Raw genomic sequence first — 12606 nt, forward strand, 5'->3', positions numbered from 1 at the left:
GTCCACCTCAGCTCGGCAGGTTCGACGCCAGATTGCGCAGCTGGAACGTCGAGGTGAAGTTGCGATAGATCCGGCGGTCGCTCGCGGTCACGGTGTTGCCCGAACAGTCCTGGTAGGTCATCGGCTCGGGGGCCAGGTTGTTGCCGCTGGCCGCGCCGGATACCAGGACCACGCACATGCGCACGGCGAGTACGTCCTGCCAGTTGGTCGGCGTGGCGATGTACTGCGTGACGATGCGTCCCTTGTCCTTGACCGCCTGGAGATTGGAACTGTCGTAGACGCCGAAGCGCAGGCTGTAGTCGAGCACGTTGTCGACCAACACCGTGTCGTTGCATTTCAACTGTTCGGTGGTGCCGTCGTGGCTCAGCCGGAAGGTATAGAGCGAGTTGTCCTTGAGGAACGGGTCGCCGGCGGCGTCGCAGCCGATGATGTTGCCGTCGCCCGGAGCCGAGGCGTCGAGGTTTTCGCCGTAGAACCGCACCGACAATGCACCGGCGGTTTCGCTGATCACCTGGCCGGCGGCAAACGGGGTGGCGGCGGGGAAGCTGCTCTTGAAATCGGCGTTGGCCTTGGCCAGCGGCCGATAGCCCGCCTGCGACAGGATGCGCTTGAAGATGTCGAGCACGTAGTGGCCATCGTCGGACACCCGGCTTTGCGCGGCCTGGACCCGGAAGGTCTGGCGCGTCTGCACGTACACATTGGCGATGGCGAGCGCCAGAATCAGCGCCAGGGCCAGCCCGACCATCAGCTCGACGATGGTGAAACCGCGTTGACGGATCATGGCGCGCCTCCCGAGGCCGGGGCCGCGGTGGGCACCACCAGGGCCGCCAGGTTGTCGCCGAGCGGCGTGCTGAACAGCTGCAATGGCGCGCCGGCGACCCGCTTGCCGCTCTGGTCCAGATCCTGCCACCAGATCTTGATGACCAGCGGCGCCTGCGCGTATCTGGCGTTGGTGGGCGCCAGGCAGCCGGTCTTGGCTTCGTATTCGCTGTCGCTGCTGTCGTAAATCGGACCGCCATGGTCTGCCGCATCGGGCACGTCGACGCCGTTGGTGATGTCGTCGTCCCGGCAGATGAGGCCGCCGCCCTCGTCGCCGACCGGCAGCGACGCACGCACCAGGCGCATCCACGATGCCAGTTCTTTGCTGGCCAGCGTATTGCCGGGATGCCCGTCGCTGGGCGCGGTGCAGGACAACACGCCGCTGGCGTTGTCGCCGCAATTGAACGCCGGATAGTCGGGCGGCAACGCCGCCTGTGCCATCGACGCTTCGCTGGCGACCTTGATCTGCGGGTTGCCGGCCAGTTCAGGAGTGCGATTGGCGCGGACGCGCTCGGCCAGATCGTTGGCCAGATCCGAGGCGATCGAGCGCGCGTAGGCACTCTGGCTGTTCTTCAGCGAATACACCTGCAAGCCCGCCAGGCCCAGGATGCCCAGCGCCAGCACGATCAAGGCCACCAGCACCTCGATCATGATGATGCCGTGTTGGGCGCGATGGTGGCTCAGCTGTCGCATGTGTCACCCAACAGGCGGGAAACCCGGCCGGAACGTTCCACCACTACCTCGCGGGCCTGGATGCCCGGAATGCAGAAGGTGAAGGTGGCGACCTGGTTGCTGGCGTTGGTGAACGAGCGGAAGGTGAGTTTGTTGGAGGACGCGCCCGAAACGCTGAGCGAATCGACGCCCTCCAGCGCGGTGCCGACGCGCAGCGGCTGGGTTTCGCCCACCACGCGCACGATCCACCCGTCTTTCCAGTCGCTGCCGTCGCATTCCGGTTCGCTGGCGGCCGGATTCGCGGACGCACAGACTTCGACGCTGGCGTTGCGTTTGATGGCCTCGGTGCGCGCCAGCATCAGGTGCGTGAGCAGTTCCTCGGACGCGGAGGACAGCCGGCTGTTACGGACCAGGGATTGGTAGTTGGGCGCGGCAATGCCCAACACCACGCCGATGATGGCGATGACCACCATCACCTCGATCAGTGTGAAGCCCCCTTGACGCATGATGCCACTCCCCTACATGTGCTGTTCATCTCGAGGTTCAGCCGGTTTCAGCTAAACACTATTTATCAGTATGCGCTAATGATATCAGCAGTGACTGATACGCTTGGCAAGCGCCTCTGACAGGCGTGCCGAGATGACATGTCGAGTGGTCGGGGCTTCGGTTCCTCGCTGGCCGACGAAGTCAGGCTAGGAGAAAACCCTGTATATGCAACTACTTATTGCGGTTTTCTCCTGATTTGGTCAAACGCGCGTTTCGCCGCGACGAACGTCATTTCCAGTTCCTCGGTGCCATGGCAGGCGGATACGAAGCCGGCCTCGAACGCTGACGGGGCCAGGTAGACACCTTGCTCCAGCATGGCGTGGAAGAATAAATTGAAGTTATCACGGTCGCTGGCCATGACATCGGCAAAACCTTGCGGCACGGTGGCGCTGAAGTAGATGCCAAACATCCCGCCAACTGCTTGGGCACTGAACGCAAGCCCCTGATTTGCGGCTTCCTTGCTCAAGCCTTCCACCAGTTCCGTCGTACGTTGTCCCAAGGCTTCGAAGAAGCCGGGGCGGTCGATTTCCTGCAATGTGGCCAGCCCTGCGGCGACAGCCACCGGGTTTCCCGACAGCGTGCCGGCCTGGTAGACCGGGCCCAGCGGCGCCAGTCTGGCCATGATGTCCGCGCGGCCGCCGAAGGCGGCGAGCGGCATGCCGCCGCCGACCACCTTGCCCAGGCAGGTCAGATCCGGCTTGATACCGTGCAGGCCCTGCGCGCATTGCGGCCCCACACGGAAACCCGTCATCACTTCGTCGTAGATCAACACCGCGCCGTGGGCTTCGGTCAGCGCGCGCATTGCCGTAACGAATGCGGGGCTGGGTTGAATCAGGTTCATGTTGCCGGCGATGGGCTCGACGATGAGGGCGGCGATGCGGTCGCCCTGCTCGCTGAACACGGCCTCCAGCGCGGCCACGTCGTTGTAGGGCAGCACGATGGTATCCGCGGCGACGGCGGCCGGCACCCCGGCCGACGATGGGTTGCCGAAGGTGAGCAGGCCGGAGCCCGCCTTCACCAGCAGCGAATCCGCGTGGCCGTGATAGCAGCCTTCGAATTTCACCAGTTTATCGCGGCCGGTGAAGCCGCGCGCCAGGCGGATGGCGCTCATGGTAGCCTCGGTGCCGCTGGAAACCAGCCGCACCTGTTGCATGCTGGGTACCCGTTCGCATAGCAGGTCGGCCAGGTCGACCTCGGCCGCGGTCGGCGCGCCGAACGACAGCCCGTCGCGCGCCGCGCGCATCACGGCTTCCAGCACGGCGGGGTGGGCATGGCCCAGGATCAGCGGCCCCCATGAGCCGACGTAATCGATATAGCGCCGCCCATCGACATCCCAGACATGTGCACCTTCGCCGCGGGCGAAGAAGCGCGGCGTGCCCCCGACCGAGCCGAAGGCGCGTACCGGCGAGTTGACGCCGCCGGGAATGTGATGCCGGGCGCGCGCGAACAGGGCGTTGTTGTGGCTCATCGTGGGGACTCCGTATTCCAGCGGCTGTAGGGATGCCGGGAAAGATTGCTGTTGAAGTAGCGGGGATCGTGCGACACCTCGTCGCCCAGCCAGTCCGGCCGCGCGAAGGCGGCATCGACCGCGGGCAACTCGATCTCGGCGACGATCAGCCCGGCGTTGCCGCCGTGGAATTCGTCGATCTCCCAGGTGTGGGGATCGGCTTGCAGCAGGTGGCGGGTCTTGTCGAGCACCTGCGGACACAGCCGCAGCAGCGCTTCGGCGTCGTCGTGCGGGATCGGGTATTCGAATTCGGCGCGGGCGATGCCCTCGTTGCGACCCTTGATCGTCAGGAAGCCCTGCTCGCCCTTGAGGCGAACCCTTACCGTGCGCTCGGGATCGGTGCACAGATAACCCTGGGCGATGCGGACGGACCGACTGACCTGCCCGCGCCAGCCATCGTGGCGCAGCAGGAATTTGCGTTCGATTTCGGTGGCCATCGACGTTGCCTAGAAGGGTTTGACGATGGCCAGGATCACCACCGCGAACAGGATCAGCACCGGGAATTCATTGAACCAGCGATACCAGACATGGCCGTGCCGCCGCTCGCCGCGCGCGAAATCGCGGTACAGCTTCCAGCACCAGCCGTGATAGACCACCAGCGCGGCCACCAGGGTGAGCTTGGCGTGCATCCAGTACCAGCCACGCCCGGCGTAGAAGTCGTAGAACGACCAGGTCAGCACGCCGAAGCCCAGCGCCAGCACGCCCAGCACCGTCATGAAGCGCAGCAGTTTGCGCTCCATCTGCAACAGGCGCGACGCGGTGACGGCATCCTCGGCCTGGGCGTGGTTGACGTAGAGCCGCGGCAGATAGAACAGGCCGGCGAACCAGCAGATCACGAAGATCAGGTGAAAGGACTTGGCCCAGAGCACGTGGCCGACTCACTTTTTCTTGGGTTTGGGGGCGGGATTGCGTGCCAGCGCGGCCTGGTAGAGCGGTTCCACGGTGGGAATGCGCGCCTGCAGGTCGGCGATGCGGGTCTGGTTCGACGGGTGGGTGGACAGGAACTGCGGTGGCGCGCCGCTGCTGGCGGCGGCCATCTTCTGCCACAAGGTGACGGCGGCCTGCGGGTTGTAGCCGGCGCGGGCGGCCAGTTCCAGGCCGATGGTGTCGGCTTCGGATTCATGCTCGCGGCTGTTGGGCAGCGAGTAGGCGACCTCGGTCAGCTGGTCGGCCATGCCGAGGTAGTCGTCGTACTTGCCGCCGGTGAAGATCGACAGTCCTTGCAGCGCCAGTTGCTTGGTATACGCCTGGCTCATCCGTTCGCGCGCATGCTCGCGCAGGGCGTGGGCGATCTCGTGACCCATGATCTGGGCGATCTCGTCATCGGTGAGCTTCAGTTTGTCGATGATGCCCGAGTAGAACATGATCTTGCCGCCCGCCATGCAGTAGGCGTTGAGCTGTTCGCTTTTCTCGACGTTCACCTCCCACTGCCAGCGCGCGGCATCGGCGCGGTAGACCGCCGTCTGCGGGATGATGCGATCGGCGATGACGCGCACCCGCGACACCATCCTGGCATCGGTGTTCAGCGTACCCTTGGCGCGGGCCTTGGCCAGCGCTTCCTGGTACGACTGGGCGGACATCTCCTCGACCTGTTGTTCGGACAGCAGCGAGCTCATGGTCTGCTTGCGGCTGACGCCGACCGCGCCGCCGCTGGTGGTGCTCACTTGCTGGCAACCGGCGACGGCCAGGGCCACCAGACCCGTGATCAACAGTTTTTTCATCGCGAGACTCCTGGCGGATGGATCAGATTTCCACCATTTCGAAATCGTCCTTGCGGGCGCCGCAATCGGGGCAGGTCCAATTCATCGGGACCAGATCCCACGAGGTGCCGGGAGCAACGCCGTCTTCCGGGCGGCCCTCCGCTTCGTCGTAAATGAAACCGCAAATCAAGCACATGTATTTTTTCATCCGATGACCTTCAGGGGGCTGGTTTAGAATCGGATTCTACCCCATCCCTTACACCCCTCGCGATGCGCCCCACCCCACCTCTGGTTCTGGTTTTTGCCGCTAACGACCCCACCGCCGGCACCGGCCTGGCCGCCGATCTGACCACGCTGGCATCGCTGGGCTGTCATGCCTTGCCGGTGGTGACCGCGCTCACCGTGCAGGACACCGCCGGGCTGCTGGAAGTTCAGGCCATCGAGGCGGATTGGGTGAACGAGCAGGCGCGGTACGTGCTGGAAGACATGCAGGTGGATGCGATCAAGGTGGGCCTGGCCGGCAGCATCGAGAACCTCACCGTCATCGCCGAGATCGTCGCCGACTATCCCAATGTGCCGCTGGTGCTGGATCCGGTGCTGGAACACAGCCAGCGCGACGAATACTCGACCGACGAGTTCGCCGCCGCGATCCGCGAGCTGCTGCTGCCCAACTCGTTCATCGTCTGTACCAATAGCAGCAAAGCGCGGCGCCTGGGGTCGGATGATGCCGAGGAACAGGACGACCTGCCGCTGGACGCCGCCGCGAGCCGGCTGATCGATTGCGGCTGCGAATACGTGCTGATCACCGGGGCGCAGGAGCACACCAGCAAGGTGAGCAATGTGCTGTATTCGCGCAATGGCCGCGTGCGCAGCGACATGTGGGATCGCCTGCCCGGCCGTTACCACGGTTCCGGCGCCACGCTGTCGGCGGCGCTGGCCGGGGCGCTGGCCAGCGGCGTCGAGCTCAACACCGCGGTGCACGATGCCCAGGAATACGTGTGGCAGACGCTGGTGAACGCGTACCGTCCGGGCATGGGACAACTGGTACCCGACCGCATGTTCTGGGCGCGACCGGAAGATACAAAAGCCGAAGAATAGTGGCGTATCAGCTTGAGGCAAAAGCCAAATTTCCCCTCGGGCTTACATAATTTTTTGCTCATGTTGCGTATCTTTAGGGTTGCCACCCATTTCGTTCTCTGCTTGATCCAAGATTGACGGTCTATCGATCGATTACCGCCCTTGGCGGTTGTGGAATACGATCATGAATGCCCCCAGATCTATCCTCGCCCCCGCCCCTTGCCCCCGCTTGGAACGTGCGATCAACCGGATGGTGCGCGATCTTGCCGCCCCGCTGACTCTGGCTGATCTGGCAGAAGCCGCTCATTATTCGCCGTGGTACCTGGTCCGACGCTTCCAGCTCCACTACCAGACCACGCCCCAGGCCTTCCTGTGGCGCTTGCGGCTGGAAGTCGCCGCGTCCTTGCTGCACTGGGCGCCACGCATGCCGATCGGCGACGTCGCGCTGGCGGTCGGCTTCTCCTCCGCCGCCACGTTCAGCCGCGCCTTCAACCGCACCTTCGGCTTCACGCCCAGCGCCTGGCGTAAGGGCACGCCGCCGGCGCGCGAGTGGCTGCGCACCAATCTCGGCCCGATTTCTTATACCCCTGGTCAGGAAATTGCCGGCACCGATGCCGATTACCAATGGTCGTTCGCCGAGGTGGCGACGCGCATCTCGATCGAGGATTGGCCCGCCGCACGGATGTTGACGGTGCGCGAAGTGGGCGACTACGGCATTCACCTGAGCCGCTTGTACGAACAATTGGACGCGCAGTGCCGCCTGCACCAGATCGAGTTCAATCCGGATCGACGCTTCGGCCTGATCTGGAGCGACCCGGCGACCACGCCGGCCGGCCGCCGTCGTTACGACGCGGCCACCGAGATCAACCCGCAAGTACGCATTCCGCGCGGCATGGGCGAGTACCGCCTGCCCGCCGGACGCTGGGCGGTGTTCCATCATGGCGGCACAGGGGACGACATCGGCCCGCGCTGGCGCGACCTGATGCTGACCTGGCTGCCGCAGACCGGGCTGGTGCCCGATCCGTCCCGCCCCCGGCTGGAACATTACTTCCACGACGAGCGCTACGATCTCTGCCTGCCGCTGATTGCGTGATCCTTTGACGCGGCGCTGCGGCGCCGCGTTACCATCGCCGGATGAACCTGCCCCAAGTCATCGTGCTCAACGGCACCAGCAGTTCCGGCAAAAGCTCGCTGGCGCGCGCCTTGCAGGAATGCCTGCCCGAGCAATACCTCAACTTCTCCATCGACAGCGTGCTCTACGCGCTGCCCCCCAGCGACCTGGCGCGCATGCAGCGGGGCGAGCCGATTTCCCGGCCCGGCTACGACTGGGATGCGTTGGTGCGCGCCTACCACTATGCCTTGCCGTCGTTGTTGCAGGCCGGGGTCAAACTGATCGTCGACAATGCCTGGTGCGAACCCGGCGAAATCCGTGAGTTGCTGACCGAACTTGCCGGTTACTCGGTGGCGTTGGTCGGCGTGCATTGCGACCCGGCGCTGCTGGCCCAGCGCGAGGCCCGGCGTGGCGATCGCGCCGCCGGGCTGGCGGCCTGGGAGTTGCCACGGGTGCACGCGTGGATGAGCTACGACCTTGAGGTGGATACCGGCGGCCAGATGCCGGAACAGGCCGCATCGGCGTTGCGCGAGGCGTTGATGCAGGCGGTGTCGCTGCATGGCGTGGCCGAGACGCTGCTGAAGCTGGACGCCGTCTGAACCGCACGGCCTGGGTATCGGCGGATTAACTTTCCTGACAACGCGCTGGATGGTTGCAGGCTTCGGCTAGGATGACGAAACCGTTTCCCCCATCTCGTCCGACGGGCCGGGCTGCTCGTCGAGCCGGCTGCCTTCGGACGACCTTCACGGAGTCATCCATGAGCTTGTCCTACTACCAGGTTTCCATTCCCGTCTTCGTGCGCATGCTCGGCAATCTGTCCGCGTTGCTCGACAAGGCCGCCGCCTTCTGTGCCGACCGCAACGTCGACGAGAGCGTGCTGCTCAACGCCCGGCTGGCGCCGGACATGTTTCCGCTGGTGAAGCAGGTGCAGATCGCCACCGATCAGGCCAAGGGCGTGGGGCCGCGCCTGGCGGGGCTGGAGCCGTTGAAGCTGGACGACAAAGAAACCCGCATCGACGAGTTGAAGGAACGCATCGCCACGGCGGTTTCCTACCTGAATACCATCGCCCCGAGTGCGCTCGACGATGCCGCGGACAAGATCATCACCATGCCGTGGATGCCCGATCACCCGATGCGGGGCGATTTCTACCTGCTGCACTTCGTGCTGCCCAATGTGTATTTCCACGTGACCACGGCCTACGCCATTCTCCGGCACAACGGCGTGGCGCTGGGCAAGACCGACTACATCGGCGGCATCGAGCGCCCCTGAGCGGATGCCCGCGCGCAGTTCAGGCGAGCAAGGTGGGCTGGAAGCACCAGTGCCATGGCTCGTAGACGTAGCCATATGGATTGTCGCGCGGGAACGATAGCGTAAAGCCGAAACGGCCGGCATTGGCCTGCAACCAGGCAAATGCCGGCATGGTTTCGAATGCCTCCTCGACCACCGGGCCGCCGGGGGTGTAGACGTCGATGGCGCGGCCGGTGTGGTGTTCGCTGCATCCTGGCGGGGCCAGCACCTGGAGGATGGCGTCGATCGGCTGGCCTGCGTTCAGCTTGCGCTGGATCAGCGCCACCTGGCGGCTGGTGCCGCGATACGCCGATGCGATGCGCAACACGATGCCGTCCTCGGCCGCGGCATCGCGCATGGCGTGCCACGCCAGCGCGGCCGCGGGGGTCAGTTGCCAGACGCGGCCGTCCTCGCCGATCTCGGCGTCGACCAGCGCTTCCGCCTCGTCGTAGAGGGTGAGACGTTTTTCCACCAGTACCGATTCGGGAATGCCGAGCGTCGCCCAGCTTGCGCGCAGTGCTTCGTTCATCGGCATTCCTCCACGATCAGAAACCGGGGAACTTCAATCCCGCATTGATGGGTTTGCCCTTGCGCGCCCGCTTGCCGACGTAGGGCGCCATTTCGTTGGCATCCAGGATCAGCTCGGTCGGCTTGCCGCCGCGGCCGGTGCCGGTCAGGCGCAGGGTGTCGCCATCGGAGACGGTGATCGCGGCCAGCTGGTCCTTGTCGTCGAGCGCCATGGTGATCACTCCACGCCCACCGCCGGCCAGTTGTTTGAACTCGGCGTACGGGAACAGGTGCAGCTTGCCGGCCTTCGACAGACAGGCCACCACCGACGTTTCACGTGGAACAAAGGTGGTGACGCGCAGCAGCGTCTCGTTGGCTTCCAGCGTGATGAAGCTCTTGCCGGCCTTTTGCCGCGAAAGCAGGTTGTCGAACTGGCAGGCAAAGCCGTAGCCGGACGAGTTGGCGATCACCACCCATTCGTCGCTCCGCGCAACCAGTAACTGCACCACCCGGCTCTTCGGCGCCAGCTCGACCAGCGTCGTCACCGGCACGCCATCGCCCCGCCCGCCCGGTACCACCGATGCCTGGATGGTATAGACGCGGCCGTCGCTGCCGAGCAGCGCCACCGAATCGACGGTGCGGCATTCGATGGCGGCCAGCAGTTTGTCGCCGTCCTTGAACGTCAGATTCTGGAGTTCCACGCCGTGCCCCTGGCGGCTGCGGACCCAGCCCTTTTCCGATAGGATCAGCGTGGTCGGCTCATCCACCACCGCCACTTCCAGCGTGGCCTTTTCGGCCTCTTCGATCAGCGTGCGACGCGGATCGCCATATTTCTTGCGGTCGGCCTCGATCTCCTTGATCACCAGCTTCTGCATCGCCGGGACGTTGGCCAGCAGGTTTTCCAGACCTTCCTTTTCCGTGCGCAGGTCGGCCAGTTCCTGTTCGATCTTGATACCTTCCAGCCGCGCCAGTTGCCGCAGACGGATTTCCAGGATGTCCTCGGCCTGACGGTCGCTGAGCTGGAAGCGCGCGATCAGCGCGGCCTTCGGCTCATCGCTTTCGCGGATGATGCGGATCACCTCGTCGATATTGAGGAAAACGACCATCCGCCCTTCCAGGATATGGATACGGTCGTTGACCTTGCCCAGCCGGTGCTCGGTGCGTCGGCGCACAGTGACGAAGCGGAAATCCACCCATTCGGCAATCAGGTCGCGCAGCGACTTCTGGCCGGGACGGCCGTCGCGGCCGATGGTGACCAGGTTCAGCGGCAGGTTGGTTTCCAGCGAGGTATGCGCCAGCAGCATGGTCATCAGCTCGGCCGGATCCTGCCGCGACGACTTGGGTTCGAACACCAGCCGCACCGGCTGGTCCTTGCCCGATTCGTCGCGCACGCGGTCAAGCTGCGACAGCACCAGTTGCTTGGTCTGCACCTGCTCCTGGGTCAGCGCCTTCTTGCCCTTGCGCAGCTTGGGATTGGTCAGCTCCTCGATTTCCTCCAGTACGCGCTGGCTGGACGTGCCCTGCGGCAGTTCGGTCACCACGATCTGCCATTGGCCGCGCGCCAGGTCTTCCTTCTCCCACCGTGCGCGTACCTTGAGGCTGCCGCGTCCGGTTTCATAGGCGGACTGGATATCGCGCGCGCTGGAGATCAACTGGCCGCCACCCGGCAGGTCGGGCCCCTTCACGTATTGCAGCAGCCCGCCGGTGTCCAGGCCGGGATTGCGGATCAACGCGATGGCCGCGTCGGCCACTTCGCCCAGGTTGTGCGAAGGGATTTCCGTCGCCATGCCGACGGCGATGCCCGAGGTGCCGTTGAGCAGCAGCAACGGCAAACGGGCAGGCAGCAGCAGTGGTTCTTCCAGCGCGCCATCGTAGTTGGGGATGAAATCGGTGGTGCCGGCATCGAGTTCGCCCAGCAGCAGCTCGGCGATGGGGGTCAGGCGGGCTTCGGTGTAGCGCATGGCCGCCGCACCGTCGCCATCGCGGCTGCCGAAGTTGCCCTGGCCGTCGATCAGCGGGTAGCGCAGCGAGAAATCCTGCGCGATGCGTACCAGCGCGTCGTAGGCTGACTGGTCGCCATGCGGGTGGAACTTGCCCAGCACCTCACCGACGATCCGCGCGGACTTCACCGGCTTGGCGGTGGCGGTCAGGCCGAGTTCGTGCATAGCATAGAGAATGCGGCGCTGAACCGGCTTCTGCCCGTCTTCCACCTGCGGCAGGGCACGGCTCTTCACCACGCTCATCGCGTATTCGAGATAGCTTTTCTCGGCGTACAGCCCCAGCTGCACGCTTTCCCCGTCATCCGGGGCCAGCGTCGAAGACTGTGCGTTGATATAGCGGCGATTGCCGTTGTTGCCCGTTTCGGCGGGCACTTCGGCATCGGGTGTTTCGGGAAGATCGAGATCGGACATGAACAGGCGTCGGCGAAGTACGGACCAGGCGGCATTGTAGCCCGATGGGCTGGCGACGTTCAGTGCGACCGATGTTTCACGTGGAACGTCGCACCGTTTCGGCCAGTTGCGCGATGGCCGCTTCCGGCGTGGTGGCGTAGATGGCGCCCGCGGCCGCCTGCCACAACATCAGGTTCAGCGGCGCCGCGAAATCTTCCACCAGCAGCCCTTCCCCATCGACGGGGGCGCCGTTGGGCAGCAGATTCACGGCGATGCGATCGCGGAGCGAGTGGCAGGGTTCGACATCCGGCAGCCAGAGGTAGACCGGCTTGCCCAGCGCGTGCGCATAGCCGATTTCGAACGCCGTGCCGCTGTCCGGTTCGCTGCCGCTGCGGAACGCACGGCAGTCGGCCAGGACCAGATCGGCGTGGCGGATGGCGCCGCAGTTGGCGTCGAACAACCACTGACGTTGCTGGATGGGATCGAGCCCGGGTGGCAGCTGGTTGTCCAGCGGAAACAGCCCGCTCAGGCCGTGCTGGTCGCACAATGCGGCGAGCTGGCTGCCCCAGGCGAGCGCATCCTGGCGGAACACGCCCGGTCCGGCAAGGTAGACAATGGGTGGCGACATGGCGCGATTCCGGTCAAGAACGCTCCACTATACTGTGCCGGAGCGGACCACGGCCAAAGCAGCCGCGACGAAACCCAGGGGGAGCAGGATGTTCAAGCAACGGACCGCGCAGGAAGACCTGCACGCCACGATCCAGGCATTGAGCGACGAGAACGCGCGCTTGCGCCGGCAGGTGGAGAAGCACGAGCGCGATACCCGCTTCCTGGAGCTGCTGGAACGCCAGACCGGCGACCAGGGGCGCGGCGCCGGCGCCTACCCCGCCATCTTTGCCGAGTTCGCGGCAGGCCGGACGGCGTTCGCCGCCTTGCTGGAACTGATGCGGCAAGGCTGGGCGCTGGACGAGGAAGCCGCGGTATCGGGT

General features: G+C 65.0%; 15 protein-coding genes. 4 read left to right on the plus strand and 11 right to left on the minus strand.

Annotated elements, in window-relative coordinates:
• Nucleotides 1-7: 7 nt before the first annotated feature.
• From C556_RS0100505 to C556_RS0100540, 8 genes are all read right to left on the minus strand, one after another.
• On the minus strand, nucleotides 8-781 hold the full coding sequence (locus C556_RS0100505; protein ID WP_018746260.1) for a PilW family protein: 774 nt from the start codon (nucleotides 779-781) through the stop codon (nucleotides 8-10).
• Nucleotides 778-1512 carry a type IV pilus modification protein PilV gene (gene pilV / locus C556_RS21240; RefSeq protein WP_018746261.1) on the minus strand — a complete coding sequence of 245 codons (735 nt, stop codon included), beginning with the start codon at nucleotides 1510-1512 and terminating at the stop codon, nucleotides 778-780. The genes C556_RS0100505 and pilV overlap by 4 nt, the downstream gene beginning before the upstream one ends.
• On the minus strand, nucleotides 1500-1997 hold the full coding sequence (locus tag C556_RS21245; RefSeq protein ID WP_018746262.1) for a GspH/FimT family pseudopilin: 498 nt from the start codon (nucleotides 1995-1997) through the stop codon (nucleotides 1500-1502). The genes pilV and C556_RS21245 overlap by 13 nt, the downstream gene beginning before the upstream one ends.
• A gap of 215 nt (nucleotides 1998-2212) precedes the next feature.
• The gene (gene hemL / locus C556_RS0100520) at nucleotides 2213-3505 is read right to left on the minus strand and encodes a glutamate-1-semialdehyde 2,1-aminomutase (protein WP_018746263.1); all 1293 of its coding nucleotides are present in this window, start codon (nucleotides 3503-3505) and stop codon (nucleotides 2213-2215) included.
• Nucleotides 3502-3981: a CYTH domain-containing protein gene (locus C556_RS0100525; RefSeq protein WP_018746264.1), complete on the minus strand. Its 480-nt coding sequence runs from the start codon at nucleotides 3979-3981 to the stop codon at nucleotides 3502-3504. Before C556_RS0100525 ends, hemL begins: the two co-directional genes overlap by 4 nt.
• Before the next feature lie 9 nt (nucleotides 3982-3990).
• Nucleotides 3991-4413, minus strand: a complete 423-nt coding sequence (locus tag C556_RS0100530; protein ID WP_018746265.1) for a CopD family protein — start codon at nucleotides 4411-4413, stop codon at nucleotides 3991-3993.
• Between the two features lie 9 nt (nucleotides 4414-4422).
• A complete protein-coding gene (locus C556_RS0100535) occupies nucleotides 4423-5265 on the minus strand; it encodes a M48 family metallopeptidase (RefSeq protein WP_018746266.1) in 843 nt (280 codons plus the stop codon).
• 22 nt (nucleotides 5266-5287) lie between these two features.
• Nucleotides 5288-5452 carry a rubredoxin gene (locus C556_RS0100540; protein ID WP_026262689.1) on the minus strand — a complete coding sequence of 55 codons (165 nt, stop codon included), beginning with the start codon at nucleotides 5450-5452 and terminating at the stop codon, nucleotides 5288-5290.
• Nucleotides 5453-5514: 62 nt separating this feature from the next.
• On the opposite strand from C556_RS0100540, the gene thiD reads away from it, so the two are divergent.
• From thiD to C556_RS0100560, 4 genes are all read left to right on the plus strand, one after another.
• The gene (gene thiD / locus C556_RS0100545) at nucleotides 5515-6342 is read left to right on the plus strand and encodes a bifunctional hydroxymethylpyrimidine kinase/phosphomethylpyrimidine kinase (protein WP_018746268.1); all 828 of its coding nucleotides are present in this window, start codon (nucleotides 5515-5517) and stop codon (nucleotides 6340-6342) included.
• A gap of 229 nt (nucleotides 6343-6571) precedes the next feature.
• Nucleotides 6572-7414, plus strand: coding sequence for an AraC family transcriptional regulator (locus tag C556_RS0100550; protein WP_018746269.1), 843 nt, complete (start codon nucleotides 6572-6574; stop codon nucleotides 7412-7414).
• Nucleotides 7415-7455: 41 nt separating this feature from the next.
• Nucleotides 7456-8031, plus strand: a complete 576-nt coding sequence (locus C556_RS0100555) for a chloramphenicol phosphotransferase CPT family protein (protein ID WP_018746270.1) — start codon at nucleotides 7456-7458, stop codon at nucleotides 8029-8031.
• 158 nt (nucleotides 8032-8189) lie between these two features.
• Nucleotides 8190-8702, plus strand: a complete 513-nt coding sequence (locus tag C556_RS0100560; RefSeq protein WP_018746271.1) for a DUF1993 domain-containing protein — start codon at nucleotides 8190-8192, stop codon at nucleotides 8700-8702.
• 19 nt (nucleotides 8703-8721) lie between these two features.
• Here C556_RS0100560 and C556_RS0100565 read toward each other — a convergent pair whose 3' ends face one another.
• The 3 genes from C556_RS0100565 to C556_RS0100575 form a co-directional block, all read right to left on the minus strand.
• Entirely contained in the window at nucleotides 8722-9249 is a 528-nt protein-coding gene (locus C556_RS0100565) for a M15 family metallopeptidase (protein ID WP_018746272.1), read from the minus strand.
• A 16-nt stretch (nucleotides 9250-9265) separates the two neighbouring features.
• Nucleotides 9266-11638 carry a DNA topoisomerase IV subunit A gene (gene parC, locus C556_RS0100570; RefSeq protein WP_018746273.1) on the minus strand — a complete coding sequence of 791 codons (2373 nt, stop codon included), beginning with the start codon at nucleotides 11636-11638 and terminating at the stop codon, nucleotides 9266-9268.
• 76 nt (nucleotides 11639-11714) lie between these two features.
• Entirely contained in the window at nucleotides 11715-12245 is a 531-nt protein-coding gene (locus tag C556_RS0100575; RefSeq protein WP_018746274.1) for a nucleoside 2-deoxyribosyltransferase, read from the minus strand.
• Nucleotides 12246-12606: the final 361 nt, after the last annotated feature.

Origin of the sequence: Chitiniphilus shinanonensis DSM 23277, assembly GCF_000374805.1 — a bacterium.
GTDB classification, from domain to species: Bacteria; Pseudomonadota; Gammaproteobacteria; order Burkholderiales; family Chitinibacteraceae; genus Chitiniphilus; species Chitiniphilus shinanonensis.

What these genes read in the sequence shown, in the direction of transcription:
- C556_RS0100505 (WP_018746260.1), bottom strand. Translation starts at nt 781, where the DNA reads ATGATCCGTCAACGCGGTTTCACCATCGTCGAGCTGATGGTCGGGCTG.
- pilV (WP_018746261.1), bottom strand. Translation starts at nt 1,512, where the DNA reads ATGCGACAGCTGAGCCACCATCGCGCCCAACACGGCATCATCATGATC.
- C556_RS21245 (WP_018746262.1), bottom strand. Translation starts at nt 1,997, where the DNA reads ATGCGTCAAGGGGGCTTCACACTGATCGAGGTGATGGTGGTCATCGCC.
- hemL (WP_018746263.1), bottom strand. Translation starts at nt 3,505, where the DNA reads ATGAGCCACAACAACGCCCTGTTCGCGCGCGCCCGGCATCACATTCCC.
- C556_RS0100525 (WP_018746264.1), bottom strand. Translation starts at nt 3,981, where the DNA reads ATGGCCACCGAAATCGAACGCAAATTCCTGCTGCGCCACGATGGCTGG.
- C556_RS0100535 (WP_018746266.1), bottom strand. Translation starts at nt 5,265, where the DNA reads ATGAAAAAACTGTTGATCACGGGTCTGGTGGCCCTGGCCGTCGCCGGT.
- C556_RS0100540 (WP_026262689.1), bottom strand. Translation starts at nt 5,452, where the DNA reads ATGAAAAAATACATGTGCTTGATTTGCGGTTTCATTTACGACGAAGCG.
- thiD (WP_018746268.1), top strand. Translation starts at nt 5,515, where the DNA reads ATGCGCCCCACCCCACCTCTGGTTCTGGTTTTTGCCGCTAACGACCCC.
- C556_RS0100550 (WP_018746269.1), top strand. Translation starts at nt 6,572, where the DNA reads ATGGTGCGCGATCTTGCCGCCCCGCTGACTCTGGCTGATCTGGCAGAA.
- C556_RS0100555 (WP_018746270.1), top strand. Translation starts at nt 7,456, where the DNA reads ATGAACCTGCCCCAAGTCATCGTGCTCAACGGCACCAGCAGTTCCGGC.
- C556_RS0100560 (WP_018746271.1), top strand. Translation starts at nt 8,190, where the DNA reads ATGAGCTTGTCCTACTACCAGGTTTCCATTCCCGTCTTCGTGCGCATG.
- C556_RS0100565 (WP_018746272.1), bottom strand. Translation starts at nt 9,249, where the DNA reads ATGAACGAAGCACTGCGCGCAAGCTGGGCGACGCTCGGCATTCCCGAA.
- parC (WP_018746273.1), bottom strand. Translation starts at nt 11,638, where the DNA reads ATGTCCGATCTCGATCTTCCCGAAACACCCGATGCCGAAGTGCCCGCC.
- C556_RS0100575 (WP_018746274.1), bottom strand. Translation starts at nt 12,245, where the DNA reads ATGTCGCCACCCATTGTCTACCTTGCCGGACCGGGCGTGTTCCGCCAG.